Origin of the sequence: Actinomycetospora sp. NBC_00405 (assembly GCF_036044095.1) — a bacterium.
GTDB classification, from domain to species: Bacteria; Actinomycetota; Actinomycetes; order Mycobacteriales; family Pseudonocardiaceae; genus Actinomycetospora; species Actinomycetospora callitridis.
Genome location: NZ_CP107938.1, coordinates 2,591,941 through 2,610,188, shown reverse-complemented (window position 1 = coordinate 2,610,188; position 18,248 = coordinate 2,591,941). Strand labels below are relative to the sequence as shown.

Sequence of the window (18,248 nt, the reverse complement as noted above, 5' to 3'; positions counted from 1 at the left end):
CCCTGGTCGACGCAGGCTAGTCGACGCAGGCCACGCCCTCGGCGGTGATCGCCGGCTGGGGCGGGGGCACCGGCGCGGGGGTCTCCGCGGAGCCCGAGAGCCCGTTCGAGGACTCGCCGCCGGAGCCAACCAGGCCCGTGGCCTGCGGCGGCGCCGCGCCGGGGCCGTCGTAGTCGTTGCCGAGCACGACGCGCACCGAGTTCGGCGGCACCGCCGGCTCGAAGCGTGCCGGCAGGTCGCCGAGGCTGCGTGCCACGCGGGCGCCCGCCGCATCGCCGGCGGGACCGAACAGCACCTCGGAGCGCGGGGCGGGGGCCTCGGCGTTGCCGGCGATCGTGCGCGCGTAGCCCTGCGCGGACAGCACCGCGACGACGCGGGCCGCGGCGCCCTCCGCGCCCGAGGCGTTGCGCACGTCCACGGGGATGGTGCTCGGCGCGGGTCCGTCGTCCTCGGCGGCCGAGTTCTCGGGGCCGATGGCGTCGGCGACGAACCGCTGGACGGCGATGGGGTCGACGGCGATCACGTCGCCGCGCCCGTCGATGTTCTGGGTGCCCTGGGTCGGGATGGTCAGGAACGCGACGGCGCCGCCGCTGACGTCCTGCATCTGCTGGCCGAACCGCAGGAGATCCCAGTCGCCGTCGAGGACCACGGACCCGCGGACGGCGTCGAGCAGCCGCGCCAGGGTGAGCGGGTCGGCGAGCGTGCCGCTGGAGAGGATCTTGCGGGACATCGACGCGAGGAACGCCTGCTGGCGACGGATGCGGTCGAGGTCGCCGTTGGGCAGGCCGTGGCGCTGGCGGACGAAGGCGAGCGCGTCGTGACCGGCGACCGTGCGCGGGCCCGCGGGGAAGCGGGCGCCGGAGAGCTCGTCGTCGACCGGGTTCTTGAGGCACACGTCGACCCCGCCGATGGCGTTGGTCAGCGTGTAGAAGCCCATGAGGTTGACCTCGGCGTAGTGGTCGACGGTCAGCCCCGTGAGGCCGGCGACCGAGCGCACCAGTTCCTGGCGGCCCGCCTCCGAGGAGCGGACGTCGACCTCGCGCGGGTCGGTGACGCCGGACTGCACCAGCCGGTTGGCCTCGTCGGCCTTCGCGCCCGGGTACGCCGAATTGATCTTGTCTCGGCGGAAGGCCCCGGGGATCGAGACGTAGCTGTCGCGCGGGATCGAGAAGGCCACCGCGCGGCTGCCGTCGTTGGGCACCCGGACCAGGATCATCGTGTCGGTGTTGACGACGCCGTCCGCGGCGCCGGCGCCGATCGCGCGCAGCGCGTCGTCGGGCAGCGCCTGGCCCTGCGCGTCGGTGCGGCTGTCGACCCCGACCAGCAGGATGTCGGTCGCACCGTCCGCGGCATCGCCGACGGGGCCGTCGCCGAGCGCCCCGGACGAGCCCATGGAGCCCGAGAGCGCCGCCCACGCCGTGCCGGACAGGGCGAACACGAGCACCGAGAGCACGATCATCGCGAGGCGCAGCGTGCGCCCGATCGACCGACGGCCGCGCTCGGGCGGGACGTCGCCGCGGTCGGGCGCGGGCGGGCGCGGAGCCCGCGGCGGCGGGGACCCCGGACGGCGGTCGCGCTCCCGCTCCCGCAGGGCGCGCGTGTCGCGGGGGTCGCGGTCCCTGGGGTCGCGGTCCCGGGGGTCGCGGTCCCTGGGGTCGCGGTCCCGGGGGTCGCGGTCCCGGGGGTCGCGGTCGCGGGGGTCGCGGTCCCTGGGGTCGCGGTCCCGGGGGTCGCGGTCCCGGGGGTCGCGGTCCCGGGGGTCGCGGTCCCGGGGGTCGCGGTCCCGGGGGTCGCGGTCACGGGGTGGGGGGGCCGGACGGCGGGGGCGGTCGTCGTCGGGGCGCGGCGGCCGGGACCTGGTCGTTCCCTTGGAGGACTTCGACGACCCCCGCACCTCGACCGACGGGGTGGAGAGCTCGGCGAGGTCGCGGCGGCGTAGGCGGGCCCCGCCGCGCTCGGGCTCCCGGCGGGCCGGCTCGCGCTCGGGGACGGTGGGGTCGACGTCCACGTCGGGCGGCCCGCCCGCACGCCCGGGGCTGCGGCGGGCGGCCGTGGGGCCGTAGCGGCGTGCCGGATCGCGACGGGGCTGTTCGCGACCCGTCTGGCCGGGCTCGTCGTCGTCCATCGGCCCGGCCTCCCTCCACGTGCGGGCCCGCAGGCCGCTGTCGATCTCGTCCACCGTCGCCCTGGTGTCCGCAGCACCCCGGCGACCGGATCGGTCCGGGGCACGCGATCCCTGGTCACCGGCGTCGCGCGGCCCGGGAGGGCGTCCGGACCGCAGATTAGACGGCGCCCGACCGGTTCGGGGCTTCTCACCCGTACGACGGCCCGTCGGCGCGTCGTGGCCACGGCGGGTCAGATGTCGATCAGGAAGGCGCTCCCGACCAGGGTCTCTCGCGGCGGACGGGACGCCCGGCCGGTGACCCGCCGCGTCGGGTGCCCTCCGTGACCGGTGGGAGACTCCCTGTGAGTGATCGACGGGTGGGGGGTTCCTGTGCGGTGGATGGTGACCGGGGCGGGCGGAGCCCTGGGCAGGGAGGTCGTCGCACGTCTGACCGCGCCCGACGCCCCGTCGGGCGACGGGGCGTCGAGCGGGGTCGTCGCCCTGGCGCGCGCGGAGCTGGACGTCACCGACCCGGTGGCCGTGCGCGACGCGGTGCACGCCGGCCTGGGCTCGGGTGACGGTCCTGCGGTGCTGCTCAACGCGTCCGCGTTCACCGCGGTGGACCGCGCCGAGACCGACCCCGAGGCGGCCGCCGAGGCCTGGGCCGTGAACGCCGACGCGCCCGGCCTGCTCGCGGCGGCGTGCGGCGAGGTCGGCGCGGCCCTGGTCCACGTCTCCACCGACTACGTCCTGGGGCCGCTGCCGGGTGGCGCGCGCCGTCCCCTGGAGCCGGGGGACCCCGTGGGCCCGGAGGGCGTCTACGCCCGCAGCAAGCTCGCGGGGGAGGAGCGGGTGCGCGCGGCCCTGCCCGGCGCCCACCAGATCGTCCGCACCGCGTGGGTCTACGGCCCGACCGGGGCGAACTTCGTCCGCACGATCGCCCGGCTCGCCCGCGAGCGCGACACCCTGACCGTCGTCGACGACCAGCACGGCTCGCCGACCTGGGCCGGCGACCTCGCCGACGGCCTGCTCGCCCTCGCCCGCTCCGGCGCGTCCCCGGGGACGCGCCACGCCGCCGGCGGCGGGGCGACGACCTGGTGCGGCCTGGCCCGGGCCGTGTTCGAGGAGATGGGCGCCGACCCGTCGCGGGTGCAGCCGTGCGACACGGCGTCGTTCCCGCGCCCCGCGCCGCGTCCCGCCTGGTCGGTCCTCTCGGACGCCTCGTGGCGCGCGGCCGGCCTCGCGCCGTTACCACCCTGGCGGGACGCCCTGCACACCGCTGTCGCCCGCCATCCGCACCTCCTATTGGGCTGAACAGCCCAGCTTGTTAATCCCATCGGTGTCATTTGCGTGTCCTCCGCGCACCGTCGCGCGTTGAGCGGCCATGGCTGTGGAGACGGTGCTCCTCGCGCTGCTCGGTCTCGTCGCCGTGTGGTTGGTGATCGACGCCGGGCGTGAGCGTCATCGGTTGCGTGCCCGCGTGGCCCGGGACGAGCGGTGGCAGGCCGAGCGACGGCGCAGTGACCGCCGCGCGGCGCGCCTCGCAGGCCCGACGGCCTCGTCGGTCCCGACGCCGAACTCCTGGCGGTACTGGCCGATGACCCTGCCGTCCGCCGACGACACCTCGAGCGGTCCGCGGCTCTGACGTGCTGGCCCTGAGTTCCTGGGTCTGGGCGTCCTCGCGTGACACCCTGAGGCGATGACGGAGCAGGCCGCGCCGGGGACGACCACCTCGTCGGGATCGGACTCCACGGACGAACCCCTCTGCGCCCAGGCGCGCGCGCTCGCCGCCTCGCCGGGCGACGATCCGGACGAGCACCACGAGGACCTCGTGGCCCTGCTCCGGCGGGCCCACGCCAGCGGCGAGCACTCCGCCCCCGGCCTGCTCGCCGACGCCCACCTCGACCACGGCGAGCGTCGCGAGGCCGTCGAGGTCCTCACCCGGGCCGTGCACGGGCGGCGCCGCAGCGACCTCGCCGGTCTGCTGGGCGAGACGCTCGAGGCGCTCGGCGACCACGAGGGCGCGGAGGCGGCGTTCCTCGTCGGGATCGACGGCGGCCACCCCGACGCGATGAACGACTACGGCGTCTTCCTGCGCGCCCGCGGCCGCACGCAGGAGGCCGCCTACGTCCTGGACCGCGCGGCCCGGCTCGGCGACGACCTCGCTCCGCTGAACCTCGTGGCCCTGCACCTCGAGGAGCTCGACGACCCGTTCACGGCCACCGAGCTCGCGGAGGCCTACCGGGACGACGCCAAGCCCTCCACGCTCGTCGCGCTCGCCGACTGCCGGCTCGCGGAGGACCGTGTCGACGAGGCCGAGGAGCTGTACCGGAAGGCCGCGGAGGGCGGCGGGGCGTGCGCGCACATCTACTACGGCTGGTTCCTGCGCGATCGGCGCGCCGACACCGACGGCGCCGAGGAGCAGCTGCGCCGGGCCCACGAGGTCAAGGAGCCCGGCGCCGCCTTCCACCTCGCGCGCTTCCTCTACGACCAGGGGCGCACCGACGACGCCCACCCGTTCTTCGAGGAGGCGGCCTGGCGCGGCGACCCGGACGCCCTCGCGGTGCTCGAGGCCGAGTACCGCGGGCTGGTCGACGAGTGGGACGACTGAGTCGGCCACAATGCGGGGCGTGTCCGACCCTGACCTGCCCGAACCCGTGTCCGCCCCCTACGGCTCCGGGCTGGCCGTCGTCTCCGTGACCTACTCGCCGGGCGACTCCCTCGCGGAGTTCCTGACGTCCCTGGAGAAGGCCACGACGCGCGCGTACCGGGTGGTGCTCGCCGACAACGGGTCGGTCGACGGCGCTCCCGAGGCCGCGGCGGCCGCCGACGAGCGGGTCGAGCTGCTGCGCATCGGCGAGAACGTGGGCTACGGCGCGGCCGCCAACCGCGGCGTCGCGGGACTGCCCGCCGAGGTGGGCTGGGTGCTCGTCGCCAATCCCGACATCGTCGTCGACCCCGGCGCGCTCGACACGCTGATCGAGGCCGGCGACCGCTGGCCGCGCGCGGGCGCGCTCGGACCGCTGATCCGCACCGGGGGCGAGGTCTACCCGTCGGCGCGCCTGCAGCCGTCGCTGGGTCGCGGCGTCGGGCACGCGCTGTTCGCGGCGGTGTGGCCGGCGAACCCCTGGACGCGCTCCTACCGCCAGGAGGGCTCGGTCGCCGAGCGGACCGCGGGCTGGCTCTCGGGCTCGTGCGTCCTGCTGCGCCGGGAGGCCTGGGACTCCGTCGACGGCTTCGACCCGCGCTACTTCATGTACTTCGAGGACGTCGACCTCGGCGACCGCCTGGGCAGGGCGGGGTGGCTGAACGTCTACGTCCCCGACGCCGAGGTCGTGCACACCGGCGGGCACGCCACCGAGCGCGACGCCCCCACGTCGTCCCGGATGCTCACCGAGCACCACCGCAGCGCCTACCGCTTCCTCGCCGACCGCTACCGCGGCGCGCGCTGGGCGCCGGTGCGGTTCGGCCTGCGGGTGGGGCTGGGGCTGCGCGCCCGCACCGGGGTGCGCTCGGCTCCCTGATCAGGCCGGCGCCGCCAGGTGGCGGTCGAGCACGGCGAGCGCCGAGTCGGGCGAGGCCACCGACGAGTACCGCGAACCCGGAGGGCTCATGGCGATCGGTGGGTTCGTCGACGAGGAGGCCCGGGCGCGGTACCTCGCGGCCCTCGACGCCGCGATGGCGGCGCTCCCGCCCCACGAGAGCCACGACGTCGCGACCGGCTGGGGGACGGTCCGGGTCCACCGGTTCGGACGGGGCACCAGGACCCCGGTGCTCCTGCTGCCCGGGCGGACCGGGACGACGGCGATGTGGGCGCCGAACCTGCCGGCGCTCGCGGCCCGGCGCACGGTGTGGGCGCTCGACCTGCTCGGCGAGCCGGGCGCGAGCACCCAGACCGCGCCGATCACCGGCGACGCCGACCAGGCGTCCTGGCTCGCCGAGGTGGTGGACGCCCTCGGCGGCCCGCTGCACGTCGTCGGCGCGTCGCTGGGCGGGCGCTGGGGCACCGAGCTCGCCGTGCGGCACCCGCACCTCGTGCGCTCGCTGGCCCTGCTCGAGCCGGCGCACACGCTCTCCCGGCTGCGCCCCGGATTCGTGCTGGCGTCGCTGGCCTCGCTCGTCGGGGCCCGGCGGTTCTTCCTGCGCTACGCCGGCGGGGAGAGCCCGCCCGCCGACGACCCGCTGGGCCCCGTGCTCGAGCTCGGGTCCGCGACGTACCGGATGGCGCTCGGCCCGCCCGGCTACCCGACCGACGCGGCGCTGCGCTCGCTCGCGATGCCCGTCCTGGCCCTGCTCGGCGGGCGCAGCACGGTCGGGGACGCGCGGCGGGGGGCGGCGCGGGCTCGGCGGTGCGTCCCCGACGTCGAGGTCGACGTGTGGCCGGGGGCGACCCACGCGCTGCCGAGCGCCTGCGCGGACGCGGTCGACGCCCGCCTGGAGGCGTTCCACGCGCGGGTGGACGGGTGAACGGCCGGCGCGGTGTTCGGCTGAGCCGCGGTCAGCCGCCGAACAGGCGGCGCCACCACGCACGCCGGGGCTTCTCCTGCGGGCTCTCGGTGCGCGCGCCGTCGTCGCCGGCGGGGAAGGGGCCGGAGGTGAAGGGGCTCGCGGGGAACGGCGACGTGCCCGGGTGCGTCGGACCCGTGCCGAAGCGCACGGTGCGGGCGTCGCTGTCGTCGTCGACGTCCTCGTCGGGCCGCCGGTGGTGGCCGTTGGCGCGGCGGCCGCCGTTGTTCTGCGGCAGCCGCTGGGTGAGCTCCGGGTCCACCGGCACGCCGCGACGGGCGGCCAGCCCGCCCGGGAGGACGGTGGTGGCGGAGGCGTCGAACGGCGACTCGGCGTTGTCCGGCGTGATCACGTCTTCGTCACGCTCCGTGGCCCGCTGGGAGGCGTGCGCGATGGCGTCCTGGGCACGCTCCCATGCATTCGAGGCCACCACGACCCTCCTGCTCGTTCCCCCGACGGGCGGGTCACTTCCGGGTCACTGCCGTCGGCGGCCCCGGGTGGGTCCACACTATCGCCCTCGGTCACGATTCGTCATCGACGAGGGGGGTCTCGAGTGGAGCACTCGGGGGACACGACAGGGCGTACGGCGGGACACGCGGCCGACCACACCGTCGAGATCGACCCGGCGCGGACGGCCGCGGTCGTCCTCGTCGGGGGTCAGGGCAGCCGGCTGCGGCCGCTGACGCTGACCACGCCGAAGCCGATGCTGCCCACGGCCGGGGTGCCGTTCCTGGCCCACCTGCTCTCGCGGATCGCGGCGGCCGGGATCCGCCGCGTCGTGCTCGGCACCGCCTACCGGGCGGAGGTCTTCGAGGCGTTCCTCGGCGAGCAGACCACCGGCGGGCTGGAGGACCTCGAGCTCGAGTGCTGCCCCGAGCCGGAGCCGCTGGGCACCGGCGGCGGCATCCGGTTCGCCGCAGAGGCGCTGGAGCCCGGGTACGACGAGGTCGTCGTGTTCAACGGCGACATCCTCTCGGGCGTCGACGTGCGCGCGGTCGTCGGCGAGCACCGGGCCGCGGGCGCCGACGCGACCCTGCACCTCGTGCGGGTCCCCGACCCCACCGCCTTCGGCTGCGTGCCCACCGACGCCGACGGGCGCGTCCTGGCGTTCCTGGAGAAGACGCTCACGCCGCCGACCGACCAGGTCAACGCCGGGTGCTACGTCTTCCGCCGCGACGTGCTCGACGCGATCCCCGCCGGGCGCCCGGTGTCGGTCGAGCGGGAGACGTTCCCCGGGCTGCTCGAGAGCGGCCGCCGCCTGCAGGCCCACGTCGAGTCGTCGTACTGGCTCGACCTCGGCACCCCCGCGTCCTTCGTCCGCGGCAGCGCCGACCTCGTGCAGGGGGCGGCGCCCACCGCCGCGCTGCCCGGCCCCGTGGGCACCGCCCTGCTGCTGGCCGGGGCGAAGGTGGCGCCGTCGGCGTCGCTCACCGACGGCACGACGGTGGGTGCCGACGTCCAGATCGGCGACGGCAGCCGCGTCTCGGGCTCGGTGCTCATGGACGGCGCCCGGATCGGCGACGGCGCCCTCGTCGAGCGCTCGGTGATCGGTCCCGGCGCGTCGATCGGCGACGAGACCGTGGTGCGCGACGCGGTCGTCGGCGACGGCGCCTCGATCGGGGCGTCCTGCGAGCTGCTGGCCGGGCTGCGCGTCTGGCCCGGGCTCGTCGTCCCCGACGGCGGTCTGCGATTCTCGGGTGGTGCCTGAGGTCCTCGCTGCCGCCGCGGAACGGGTGTGGCGGCCGGAGTTCGTCCTCGACGTGCGGGCGCTGCTCGCACCGCTGCGCCGCGGGCGGGGCGACCCGACCTTCCACATGGAGCTGGAGGGCTCTGAGGGCGGCGAGATCTGGCGCTCGACGCCGACCCCCGACGGCCCCGCCACGCTCGCGATCTCGCGACGCGACGGGGAGGTCCGGGCCCGCGCCTGGGGTCCGGGCGCGCAGTGGGCCGTCGACGGGGTGCCCATGCTGCTGGGTGCCGAGGACGACGACTCCGGCTTCGTCGGCCACCACCCGCTCGTCGCCGAGACCCGGCGCCGCATGCCGGGCCTGCGCCTCGGCGGCACCCGCACCGTGTGGGATCTGCTGGTGCCCTCGATCCTCGAGCAGAAGGTCACCGGCACCGAGGCCCGCCGGTCGTGGCGCGAGCTGTGCTGGCGGTTCGGCGAGGACGCCCCGGGCCCCTGCCCGCGCCGGATGAAGCTCCCGCCGACGCCGCGGCGGCTCCGCGAGATCCCCGACTGGGAGTGGCACCGCGCGGGCGTCGACCAGTCGCGCCGCCGGGCGATCCTCGCGTCGGCGACGGTCGCCCACCGCCTGGAGAAGGCCGCCGAGCTGCGCGGCGAGGCCGGGCGCGCGCTGCTGATGAAGATCCCGGGCATCGGCGTGTGGACCGCCGCCGAGGTCGCCCAGCGCTCCTGGGGCGATCCGGACGCCGTGAGCGTCGGCGACTTCCACATCCCGTCGACCGTCGGCTGGGCCCTGGTGGGGCGCAAGCTCGACGACGCCGGGATGCTCGAGGTCCTGGCCTGCTACGCCCCCCAGCGCCAGCGGGCGGTGCGCTACATCGAGGCCTCGGGGTTCCGCCGGCCCCGCTTCGGGCCGCGCTTCTCGCCGAAGGACTACCGGAGCTACTGACCCCGCGTCGCGCTCGGTCGTGACGACGCTTCGGAGATCGAAGCTTCGTCAGCGAGGGTCCCGATCCGGCGCGGCCCGGACCGGACCAGCGACCGGCCGAACGCGACCTCGTCCGGGAGCTCCGTCAGCGGCCACCAGCGCAGGTCCAGCGACTCGTCGCTGATCGCCTCGACGGCGCCGGGCGGGGCGTGGGCGACGAAGCGGACGTCGAGGTGGCGGGTGGGGACGCCGAGCGAGCAGGTCAGGGCGTGGATCTCGACGTGGAAGGGCTCGGGGTCGAGGGTCAGGCCCTCGATGCCCGACTCCTCCTCCGCCTCGCGGAGTGCGGCGCCGGCGAGGGTCGTGTCCTCCGGCTCGATGTGCCCGCCGAGCTGGAGCCACGCGCCGACCCGGGGGTGCAGGGTCAGCAGCGCACGCTCGCCCGCGGCGTCGAGGACGAGCGCCGAGGCCGTGAGGTGGCCCGGTGCGCAGGAGCGCGAGCACGCGTCGGGGCGGGCGTCCAGGTACGACACCAGCCCGAGGCGCACGGACTCCAGCTCGCGCGTCCCGGCCCGCCACCGGCCCAGGACCTCCCGGGCGTCGGCGTGCACGGCGGCCGTCGAGACGGCGGCACGCGTGGTGGACGCCGGCGTCCGTTCCGTGTCCGTCATCTCTCCACCCAGCGGTCGTCGACGGCGAGCCCTCCCCGCGGGGGCGGGGCGGCCGCCGGGTGCCCGATCGCGACGGCGCCCAGGGGCTCCCAGTCGGCGGGCAGGTCGAGCACCTCGCGCACGATCTCCGCCGCGAAGATCGTCGACGACACCCAGCACGACCCCAGCCCCTCGGCGGCCAGGGCGACGAGCAGGCTCCCGACGGCCGCGCCCCCGGCGACCGTGAACATCGTGTGCTCGGCCGTGGCCCGGTGGGCGTCGGGGTAGGCGTGGGCGCCCTCGAGGACGAGGAACGGCAGCACGACCTCCGGCGCGGCGCGCAGCAGGTCGCCGCGGGCGACACGACGCTCGATCGCGTCGCGGGAGAAGCCGTCGCCGCGCAGGTCGGCACGCCACGCCTCGGCCATGGCGTCGAGCAGCCGGGTGCGCAGCTCCGGCGACGCCAGGCGCACGAAGCGCACCGGGCGGGTGTGGTGCGGGGCGGGCGCCGTGAGGCCTGCGGCGCCGGCCCGGCGCAGCGCCGCGGGGTCGACGGGGGTGTCGGCGAACGTCCGCACCGAGCGTCGCGCCGGCACCGCCTCGCGCCGCCCCCGCGCGAGCGCCTCGTCCGTGCCCAGCCAGAAGAGGTCCTCGTCGACAGGCCGCACGAGGTCGCGACCGCGCGCCGTGTCCGACCGCAGGGAGCCGGGCAGACCGCGCACCACGGCGACGGGGACGCCGCCGAGCTTGCCCTTGACCAGGTCGGCGGCCGCGGCGACCTCGTCGGCGACGGCGACCTCGGTGACCACGAGCTCGTTGCCCTGGCTGTCGACCGCGCCGCCGTAGGCGTGCACGACCTCCAGCCCGGCGGCGCCGATCGCGGCGTCGGTCTGACCGACGCGCCAGGTGCGGCCCATGGTGTCGGTGACGACCACGGCGACGTCCACGCCGAGCCGCTCGCGCAGCGCGGCGCGCAGGGCGGCGGCCGAGGCGTCCGGGTCCTCGGGGAGCAGCGCGACCTCGTCCCCGGCGACGTTCGAGGCGTCGATCCCCGCGGCGGCCTGCACGATCCCGAGGGGATTGGCGACGATCTTGGTGCGGCCCTTGGTGGCCAGCAGTCGCACGGTCTCGCGGTCGACCAGCGCGCGGCGGGCGGCGTCGCGCTCGTCGGGATCGGTGGGCACCCGCACGAGGCGGCCCTCGACCTTCGAGAGCACCTTGGACGTCACGACCACCACGTCGCCGTCGGCCAGGGAGCCGGCGAGGGCATCGGCCAGCGCCGCGGGGAGGTCGTCGCCGGGACGGAACTCCGGCAGGCCGGGGACGCCCCAGAGGGTCAGCCCGTCGGAGGCGTGATCAGCTGCCATCGACGGTCCGGCTCCGCTCCGCTCCGCCGACGCCGGCGAGATCGTAGGCCGCGCGCACCATCGCCGCCGTGGCGTCCGGGTCGGTCATCATCAGCGGCACCTCGCGGACCTCGACGCCCGGCACCTCCGCCCCGTCGCCCGGGGCGACGAGCCACCCGTCGAGCAGGCCGCCGGTGGTGCGCGCGCCGTACCAGCGCCCGACGCCCTCGGCGCTGACCGGCACGTCCACCGCCGCCAGGCACGCCTCGGCCATCCCGCGCACGGCGTGCCCGTCGACGATCGGGGACACCCCGACGACCCGGCCCGGCGCGGCGGACAGCGCGGGTCGCATCGCGGGGACGTCGACGATCGTGTGGATGCTCACCACGGGGTTCGACGGCGCCACGAGCACGACGTCGGCGTCGGCGATCGCGGCGAGGGCGGCGGGGCACGCCGTGGCCTGCTCGCGCCCGACCGACGCGAACGAGTGCGCCGGCAGGGCCGCACGGTGGCGCACCCACCACTCCTGGAAGTGGATGGCGCGGCGGGCGGGTGGGTCGTCGGCGCTGTTCGGGTCGTCGACGACGACGTGGGTCTCGATCCGGTCGTCGCTGGCCGGGATGAGCTCGACACCGGGGGACCAGCGGTCGCACAGCGCGGCCGTGACCTGCGAGAGCGGGTAGCCCGCCCGCAGCATCCGGGTGCGCACGAGGTGGGTGGCGACGTCGCGGTCGCCGAGCCCGAACCACGTCGGGTCGGCGCCGTAGGCCTCGAGCTCCTCGCGGACCGACCAGGTCTCCTTGGCCCGGCCCCAGCCGCGCTCGGTGTCGATGCCCGCGCCGAGCGTGTACATGCAGGTGTCAAGGTCCGGGCAGACCCGCAGGCCGTGCAGCCAGATGTCGTCGCCGACGTTGACCACCGCGCGGATCGCGTCGCCCGGTGCGGCGGCGGCCAGGACGCCCTGCAGGAAGCGGGCGCCGCCGACCCCGCCGACGAGAACGGTGACCTTCATGCCCCGATCGTCCTCCCGGCCCTGATCCTGTCGAGCAGGCGGTCAGCCGAGCAGCCGGGCGAACTGCACGTTGCCCAGCCGCGCGAGGGTGCCGTCGCCCCCGACGAGGGCGAAGATCCACTCGGCCGCGGCGAACAGCAGCGCCGAGGCGCCCGGGATCAGGAAGAGCAGCAGGATGATCGCGAAGGGGGCGAACGGCGCGATGCGCGCCGCGCCGGCCCGCGTCCCGTAGGGCAGGTAGGGGTCGATGACGCCCCAGCCGTCGAGCCCCGGGATCGGCAGCAGGTTCAGCACGAACGTCAGGACCTGGATGATCCCCAGGAACGACAGGGCCGCCGCCAGCGGCAGCGGCGGGGCCGTGAGCGCCACGCCGATCGCGATCGCGGCGGCGAGCACGAGGTTGGCCATCGGCCCGGCCAGCGAGACCGCGCTGATCGCCGGCCGCGACCGCAGCGCGCCCCGCTGGATCCAGACGGCGCCGCCGGGCAGCGGGATCCCGCCGATGACGAGGAACAGCAGAGGCAGGACGAGCGTGAGCCCGATGTTGGCGTAGCGGCGGATGTCCAGGGTCAGGTAGCCGAGGGCACGCACCGAGTGGTCACCGCAGCGGTCGGCGGTCAGCGCGTGGGAGAACTCGTGCAGGCACAGTGAGACCGCCCACCCGGCCAGGACCAGCAGGACCGTGCCGCCGATCACGGTGCCTCGGGCGGGCACGAGCGTCAGGGCGCCCCCCGCGACGGTGAGCGCGACCAGCACCAGGAAGATGGGGCTGACCGGCGAGCGCAGGCGCGAGACGCGGGATGTCACGCACCCAGTCTCCCCGATCACCGGCCGGCGCCTCGAAGGCGTGGTGACAGCTCATTGCTACGGACAGCGCAGTGACGCTCACCGCACGTGACGACCGCCCGCCGCGACATGCGGCCGGACGTGTCCCCCGGCTTGACCCGGATGGAACGACACCGGTGTAATTCCTACGCGATGACACGTCGGTGCGGGGCCGGCGCCTCGTCCACTCAGTGGGGGCCGGGGGGAGTCGAGGCGAGGGAGGTGTCCGTGAACGGTGCGGAGAGCGGGTCGGTGGTGCTGGGTAGCGATGCAGTGAGGGCCTTCGGTCCGGTGGGGCAGGCTCCTCTGAGGGACGTCCTCTCGGAGCTGGCGATGGTCACCGAGGACGAGCAGGAGTGGCAGGAGCGCGCCCTGTGCGCGCAGACGGACCCGGAGGCGTTCTTCCCCGAGAAGGGCGGGAGCACGCGGGAGGCCAAGCAGATCTGCAACAGCTGCGACGTCCGCTCGGAGTGTCTCGAGTACGCCCTCGGGCACGACGAGCGCTTCGGGATCTGGGGCGGCCTGTCCGAGCGCGAGCGCCGGCGCCTGAAGCGCCGCGCGTTCGACACGATGGACGCGGTCGACGCCGTCTGACGCTCGTGTGACGTCGTCCCGGGCGCCGACCCGGCACCGGACAGTCCGCCGGGGGGCCCTACTCTCGGCGGCCGGACCGGTGCAGGGGCGCCCCGCGGGGAGGTCGCCCGAGGGAAGGGCGGCTCGTCGGTGGCTGGAACCTCGCCCGTCCTCGCGGTGCTGGTGTGCCACGACGGCGAGTTCTGGCTGCCCACGGCCCTGGACTCCCTGGCGCGCCTGACCCGCAGGCCGCGCTGGGTGATCGCCGTCGACACGGGCTCCACCGACGGCACCTCCGGGCTGCTCGCGGCGAGCAACCAGGTCGACGTCGTGCTGCGCATGCCGCGCGACACCGGGTTCGCCGAGGCCGTGCACACCGCGGTCGACGACGCCGACCGCCGCTGGGGTCGCAACGCCGAAGGCGCAGGTCCCTCCGGGTCGGGCGACTGGCTGTGGGTCCTGCACGACGACGCCGCCCCGGCCCCGGACTGCCTCGAGGTCCTGCTCTCCGTCGCCGACGCCTCGCCGTCGGCCGCCGTGCTCGGCCCCCTGTGCCTCGACTGGGACGAGCCCCGGCTCGTGGTCGAGGCCGGTGTGTCCATCGACGCGTCGGGGTCGCGGCAGACCGGCATCGGGGCCGACGAGCTCGACATGGGCCAGTTCGCGACGAACTCCGAGGTCCTCGCCGTCGGGTCCGCGGGCTCGCTGATGCGCCGCCGCGAGTGGGACGGGCTCGGCGGCTACGACACGGCCCTGGGCCTGCTGCGCGAAGACGTGGACTACGGCTGGCGGGTCAACCGCGCCGGCGGCCTCGTGCTCTGCGCCCCCTCGGCCCGGCTGCGCCACGCCCGCGCGCTCTCCGGCCGCACCCGCCCGCTGGACACCGCAGGGGTCGACCACCGCTACCGCGCCACCGACCGGGCCCACGGCGTCCGGACCTTCCTGGCCAACTGCTCGTCGCCCGCCTTCGTGCTCGGTCTCGCGCGCCTGCCCGTGCTCGCCGTGCTCCGCGCCCTGGGCCTGCTGCTCGTGCGCCGGGCGCGGGCCGCGGGCGCCGAGCTCGCCGGCCTGTCGCGGGTGCTGGGGTCCGGGCCGGGCATCGCCGACCTCGCCGACGCCCGCCGCCGGCGCAGCACCGGGGCGACGGCCCTGCCTCGCGAGCTGCGGGGACTGCTCACGAGCCGCACCACGCGGCTGCGCAACGCCGTGCGCGGCGGGCTGACCTCGCTCGTGCGCGGCCGCCTCGCCGACGAGCTCGCGCTCGGGCGGCTGCCCGAGTGGGCGGAGCGGGAGTCGCGGGCGGACGGCCCCACACCCGACAGCTCGGCCGCCGACGACGGTGACGCCGCCCGGCGCCCGGCCGTCGGACCCGGCGCGCTGGCCGTCGGCGCCGCCCTGCCGCGCAGCACCCGCAGCACGCGCCGGACCGCGGGCCTGCGCCGCCCCGGCGAGTCCCTGGCGGTGGCCCTGCCGGGACCCCGCGCCCCGGCCGACGCGGCCCCCGCGGGACCGGCCCCCACCCCGGCCCCGCGCGCCGAGGGTCGTCCCGACGCTGCTCCTGGCCAGGGCCGGGAGGACCCCCCGACAGCGCCCGGCGAGCGGGTGGTCGTCGTCCCCGTCACCGCGGGACGGGTCGCGCGCGAGCTCCTGCTGGCCCCGCCGCTGCTGCTCGTCGTCGGCCTGACGCTCGTCGCCCTGGTCACGCAGTGGTCCCGGCTGGGCCTCACGCTCGCCGGCGGGCGGATCGCCGAGGTCCCGGGGCTGCGCGAGCTGTGGTCGTCCTACCTCGCGGTGTGGCACCCGGCCGCCGGCGGCACCGGCGCGCCGGCGCCCGCCGCGCTGGCCGTGGTCGGGGTGCTCGGGGGCCCGCTGACGCCGCTGGGCGGACCGCCGGCGGCGGTCTCGCTCCTGCTGCTCGCGGCGCTGCCCCTCGCCGGTCTCTCGGCGTACCTCGCGACCCGCGAGCTGCGGGTCGGCCGGGTCCTGCGCGCGCTCGCCGGCGCCGTCTACGCGCTGCTCGGGGTGGCGGGCGGCGCGGTGGCGCAGGGCCGGCTCGACGGCGTCGTCACCGTGGTGCTGCTGCCGCTCGTGCTCGCCGGCGTCCTCGCCGTGCTGCGCGGGGTGCGCGTGTCCGGTCGTCGCGGCTCCTGGTGGAGCACCGCGGCGGGCACCGCGCTGGCGCTCGCCGTCGTCGGCGCCTTCGCGCCGCTCGTGTACGCGCTCGTGCTCGTCGTCGTGGTGGTCGGCTTCGTGCTCGTGCCCTCGCCGCCGCGGGCGGCGGGGCGCCGCGCGATGGCGCTGGCCGTGATCGTCGTCCTGCCGGTGCTGCTGCTCCTGCCGTGGCCGACGGTGCTGCTCACCGCCCCCGAGATCCTCCTGCACGGCACCGGCGCCCCGGTCGCCGAGCGGTTCGCGGGCGCCCTCGACATCCTCTCGCTCGACCCCGGCGGGCCGGGGACGGTCCCGTGGGCGGGCCTGCTGCTCGTCCTCGTCGCGGTCGGCGGCGCGCTGCTCGCGCCCCGCCGGGCGGCGGTACCGGGGCTCGCGCTCCTGCTGCTCGGGGTCGGCGCCGCGGCGCTGGTCGGCTCCTTCGCGCTGCCGCCGCTCTCGGGCGGTGACGCGCGCCCGGGCTGGACCGGTCCCGCGCTCGCGCTGGCGGCGTGCGGGGCGCTGTGGAGCCTGCTCGCCCAGGTCGCGGCCGCACGGGCCGAGCCGCTCGGCCAGCTCCTCGGGCGGCGCGAGCGCAGCGGCCGCGCGCCGGACCGCCGCGGCGAGTCCGAGCTCGACCTCGGCGGTGCGGGGTTCGGCGGTCGCCTCTCGGACGCCGCCGAGCGCGTGGGCGCGAGCGCGACGGGCCTCGCGAGCCGGTTCCGGTCGCGCGACCGCGGGGACGACCGCACCGAGCGGGTGCGGGGCGTCGCGGTGCCGGTGCTCGCGCTCGCCGTGGTGGCGCTGGCCGTGGTCACCGTCCTCGGCGGCGGGGCCGGACCGCTCGCCGCCACGCGCCCGGCCACCCTCGCCGCCCCGCTCGCCGACGAGCTCGCGCGCAGCGGCGCCGGCGTCGTCGTCCTCACCCGCGACGCGGACACCACCCGGCGGTCGGGCCCGGCGCTGCCGCGCTACGGCGACGACGACTTCGCCCCGGTCGGCGCCGCGCCCGCCCGGCTGCAGCGCGACGTGCGCGCGCTGCTCTCGGGCGACCCGGCCACCGTGCAGGCCGGCGTGGCCGAGCTCGCCACGGCCGGGACCGGTGCCGTGGTCCTGCCCGACGAGCAGACCGCGCGCTCGGTGCGCACCTCGGCCGGGCCCCTGCTCGGCGACGCCCCGCCGGCCTCCGACGGGCGGCCCGTCGCCCGGGTCGCGCTCCCGGTGGGCGGCGCGGTGCTGCTCGAGCCGCCGGTCTCGGACGACGCCACCGAGGCCCGCGCGGCCCCGCGGCGTCCCGCGGGCCTCACTCCGGTGCCGTCGGACCTGCCGACCGTCGGGGTGCGCGTCTCGCCGGGCGCCGACCGCCGGCTGCTCGTGGTGGCCGCCGAGCTCGAGTCGGGGTGGGCCGCGACGGTCGGCGGCGCGCCCGTGGCCGTCGTCCCCGCCTGGGGCCACCTCGTCGGCGTGCCCGTCGGGGACGCCGGTGGACCCGTGGTCGTCGGGCGCGACGACACCGCCCGGCTGCTGCTCCTGCTCCTGCAGCTGGCGCTCGTGCTGTTCACGGCGCTCTCGGCCCTGCCGTCGCGGACCCGTCTCGACTAGCAGCGGCTCGCTGAGGGGTGTCGGGGGTCACCCCTAGGGTCACGACCGTGTTCGACCACCTCGGTTTCCCCAGCAGCGACGTCGAGACCTCCGTCGCCTTCTACACCGCCGCCTTCGCCCCGCTCGGCATGGCGGTGGCCGTCCGCATCCCCACCGGCCCGCCCGGCGCCCCGGAGGTGGTCGGCCTGTCCGCGGGCGGCGGCCACGCCGGCTTCTGGCTCGCGCCGGGCGGCGCGGTCGAGCAGGAGCTGCACGTCGCGTTCGCGGCCCCGGACCGCGCGGCGGTGGACGCGGTGCACGAGGCGGCCCTGGCGCACGGCGCCGAGGTGCTCCACGCGCCGAGGATCTTCCCCGAGTACCACCCGGGCTACTACGCCGTGTTCCTCCGCGACCCCGACGGCCACAACGTCGAGGCCGTCCACCACACCTTCTAGCCCTACTCCTCGCCCGCGATGGTGTCGGGCTCGACGCCCAGGTAGCCCGCCACCTGCTCGACGAGGACGTCGTGCAGCAGGTCGGCGAGGTCCTCGCCGTCGAGCGCGCGCGCCTCGAGCGGACGGCGGTAGAGCACGATGCGGGCGCGGGTCACCGCGCCGCGGCGGTCCATGCCCGCGGGGACGAGTCGCGCGAGCGGCACCTCGCCGTCGCCGAGCACCGCGTCGTCCTCCACCGGCGAGCGCTCGGAGCCCGACGGCACCTCGGGGACGTCGTCCACGGCCACGTCGAGATCCGCGAGCTCGGCGCTCCAGCGCTCCTCGATCGGCTCGAGCGCCTCGAGCACGAGGGCGTCGAACCGCTCGGCACGCGTGCGGGCGGCGGGGGAGCCGGACGGGTAGAGCGGCATCCGCAGCCCGCGTCCCCGCCGGT

The 18,248-nt window shown here is 77.0% G+C and carries 17 protein-coding genes; 10 read left to right on the top strand and 7 right to left on the bottom strand.

What is annotated here, in order from left to right:
• Nucleotides 1-16: 16 nt before the first annotated feature.
• Complete coding sequence (locus OG774_RS12815; protein WP_328309947.1) at nucleotides 17-2,179, bottom strand: LCP family protein; 2,163 nt, start codon at nucleotides 2,177-2,179, stop codon at nucleotides 17-19.
• A gap of 324 nt (nucleotides 2,180-2,503) precedes the next feature.
• Between OG774_RS12815 and rfbD the strand changes: the two genes are divergently transcribed.
• The 5 genes from rfbD (at nucleotide 2,504) to OG774_RS12790 (ending at nucleotide 6,571) form a co-directional block, all read left to right on the top strand.
• The gene (rfbD, locus tag OG774_RS12810) at nucleotides 2,504-3,418 is read left to right on the top strand and encodes a dTDP-4-dehydrorhamnose reductase (protein WP_328309945.1); all 915 of its coding nucleotides are present in this window, start codon (nucleotides 2,504-2,506) and stop codon (nucleotides 3,416-3,418) included.
• 70 nt (nucleotides 3,419-3,488) lie between these two features.
• Nucleotides 3,489-3,749: a hypothetical protein gene (locus tag OG774_RS12805; RefSeq protein WP_274189633.1), complete on the top strand. Its 261-nt coding sequence runs from the start codon at nucleotides 3,489-3,491 to the stop codon at nucleotides 3,747-3,749.
• A 54-nt stretch (nucleotides 3,750-3,803) separates the two neighbouring features.
• The gene (locus tag OG774_RS12800) at nucleotides 3,804-4,715 is read left to right on the top strand and encodes a tetratricopeptide repeat protein (RefSeq protein WP_328309941.1); all 912 of its coding nucleotides are present in this window, start codon (nucleotides 3,804-3,806) and stop codon (nucleotides 4,713-4,715) included.
• A 19-nt stretch (nucleotides 4,716-4,734) separates the two neighbouring features.
• Nucleotides 4,735-5,628 carry a glycosyltransferase family 2 protein gene (locus OG774_RS12795; RefSeq protein WP_328309939.1) on the top strand — a complete coding sequence of 298 codons (894 nt, stop codon included), beginning with the start codon at nucleotides 4,735-4,737 and terminating at the stop codon, nucleotides 5,626-5,628.
• A gap of 88 nt (nucleotides 5,629-5,716) precedes the next feature.
• Nucleotides 5,717-6,571 (top strand): alpha/beta fold hydrolase, encoded by an 855-nt coding sequence (locus tag OG774_RS12790; protein ID WP_328309937.1) that lies wholly within the window; start codon nucleotides 5,717-5,719, stop codon nucleotides 6,569-6,571.
• A 31-nt stretch (nucleotides 6,572-6,602) separates the two neighbouring features.
• Here OG774_RS12790 and OG774_RS12785 read toward each other — a convergent pair whose 3' ends face one another.
• Nucleotides 6,603-7,040, bottom strand: coding sequence for a hypothetical protein (locus OG774_RS12785; protein WP_328309935.1), 438 nt, complete (start codon nucleotides 7,038-7,040; stop codon nucleotides 6,603-6,605).
• A gap of 186 nt (nucleotides 7,041-7,226) precedes the next feature.
• Here OG774_RS12785 and OG774_RS12780 point away from each other — a divergent pair, with 186 nt between their 5' ends.
• Nucleotides 7,227-8,318, top strand: a complete 1,092-nt coding sequence (locus OG774_RS12780; RefSeq protein ID WP_328310946.1) for an NDP-sugar synthase — start codon at nucleotides 7,227-7,229, stop codon at nucleotides 8,316-8,318.
• Entirely contained in the window at nucleotides 8,311-9,246 is a 936-nt protein-coding gene (locus OG774_RS12775) for a DNA-3-methyladenine glycosylase family protein (RefSeq protein ID WP_328309933.1), read from the top strand. Before OG774_RS12780 ends, OG774_RS12775 begins: the two co-directional genes overlap by 8 nt.
• On the opposite strand, the gene OG774_RS12770 is transcribed toward OG774_RS12775, so the two are convergent.
• The 4 genes from OG774_RS12770 to OG774_RS12755 are packed head-to-tail and all read right to left on the bottom strand — an operon-like array spanning nucleotide 9,240 to nucleotide 13,040.
• Nucleotides 9,240-9,896, bottom strand: coding sequence for an NUDIX hydrolase (locus OG774_RS12770; RefSeq protein ID WP_328309931.1), 657 nt, complete (start codon nucleotides 9,894-9,896; stop codon nucleotides 9,240-9,242). The two genes, OG774_RS12775 and OG774_RS12770, sit on opposite strands and share 7 nt — an antisense overlap.
• Nucleotides 9,893-11,242, bottom strand: coding sequence for a coenzyme F420-0:L-glutamate ligase (locus OG774_RS12765; RefSeq protein WP_328309929.1), 1,350 nt, complete (start codon nucleotides 11,240-11,242; stop codon nucleotides 9,893-9,895). The genes OG774_RS12770 and OG774_RS12765 overlap by 4 nt, the downstream gene beginning before the upstream one ends.
• Entirely contained in the window at nucleotides 11,232-12,233 is a 1,002-nt protein-coding gene (cofD, locus tag OG774_RS12760; RefSeq protein WP_328309927.1) for a 2-phospho-L-lactate transferase, read from the bottom strand. The genes OG774_RS12765 and cofD overlap by 11 nt, the downstream gene beginning before the upstream one ends.
• A gap of 42 nt (nucleotides 12,234-12,275) precedes the next feature.
• The gene (locus OG774_RS12755; protein WP_328309925.1) at nucleotides 12,276-13,040 is read right to left on the bottom strand and encodes a site-2 protease family protein; all 765 of its coding nucleotides are present in this window, start codon (nucleotides 13,038-13,040) and stop codon (nucleotides 12,276-12,278) included.
• Nucleotides 13,041-13,391: 351 nt separating this feature from the next.
• Between OG774_RS12755 and OG774_RS12750 the strand changes: the two genes are divergently transcribed.
• The 3 genes from OG774_RS12750 to OG774_RS12740 all read left to right on the top strand — a co-directional run bounded on the left by OG774_RS12750 (nucleotide 13,392) and on the right by OG774_RS12740 (nucleotide 17,815).
• On the top strand, nucleotides 13,392-13,652 hold the full coding sequence (locus OG774_RS12750; protein WP_274189625.1) for a WhiB family transcriptional regulator: 261 nt from the start codon (nucleotides 13,392-13,394) through the stop codon (nucleotides 13,650-13,652).
• 129 nt (nucleotides 13,653-13,781) lie between these two features.
• Nucleotides 13,782-17,381: a glycosyltransferase family 2 protein gene (locus OG774_RS12745; RefSeq protein WP_328309924.1), complete on the top strand. Its 3,600-nt coding sequence runs from the start codon at nucleotides 13,782-13,784 to the stop codon at nucleotides 17,379-17,381.
• Between the two features lie 47 nt (nucleotides 17,382-17,428).
• Complete coding sequence (locus tag OG774_RS12740; protein WP_328309923.1) at nucleotides 17,429-17,815, top strand: VOC family protein; 387 nt, start codon at nucleotides 17,429-17,431, stop codon at nucleotides 17,813-17,815.
• 2 nt (nucleotides 17,816-17,817) lie between these two features.
• Here OG774_RS12740 and OG774_RS12735 read toward each other — a convergent pair whose 3' ends face one another.
• A complete protein-coding gene (locus OG774_RS12735) occupies nucleotides 17,818-18,225 on the bottom strand; it encodes a metallopeptidase family protein (RefSeq protein ID WP_274193662.1) in 408 nt (135 codons plus the stop codon).
• Between the last annotated feature and the right edge of the window lie 23 nt (nucleotides 18,226-18,248).

Bases quoted from the DNA above. Each gene is read 5' to 3' on its own strand.
- rfbD (WP_328309945.1), top strand. From the start codon at position 2,504: ATGGTGACCGGGGCGGGCGGAGCCCTGGGCAGGGAGGTCGTCGCACGT.
- OG774_RS12805 (WP_274189633.1), top strand. From the start codon at position 3,489: ATGGCTGTGGAGACGGTGCTCCTCGCGCTGCTCGGTCTCGTCGCCGTG.
- OG774_RS12800 (WP_328309941.1), top strand. From the start codon at position 3,804: ATGACGGAGCAGGCCGCGCCGGGGACGACCACCTCGTCGGGATCGGAC.
- OG774_RS12790 (WP_328309937.1), top strand. From the start codon at position 5,717: ATGGCGATCGGTGGGTTCGTCGACGAGGAGGCCCGGGCGCGGTACCTC.
- OG774_RS12770 (WP_328309931.1), bottom strand. From the start codon at position 9,896: ATGACGGACACGGAACGGACGCCGGCGTCCACCACGCGTGCCGCCGTC.
- OG774_RS12765 (WP_328309929.1), bottom strand. From the start codon at position 11,242: ATGGCAGCTGATCACGCCTCCGACGGGCTGACCCTCTGGGGCGTCCCC.
- cofD (WP_328309927.1), bottom strand. From the start codon at position 12,233: ATGAAGGTCACCGTTCTCGTCGGCGGGGTCGGCGGCGCCCGCTTCCTG.
- OG774_RS12750 (WP_274189625.1), top strand. From the start codon at position 13,392: ATGGTCACCGAGGACGAGCAGGAGTGGCAGGAGCGCGCCCTGTGCGCG.
- OG774_RS12735 (WP_274193662.1), bottom strand. From the start codon at position 18,225: ATGCCGCTCTACCCGTCCGGCTCCCCCGCCGCCCGCACGCGTGCCGAG.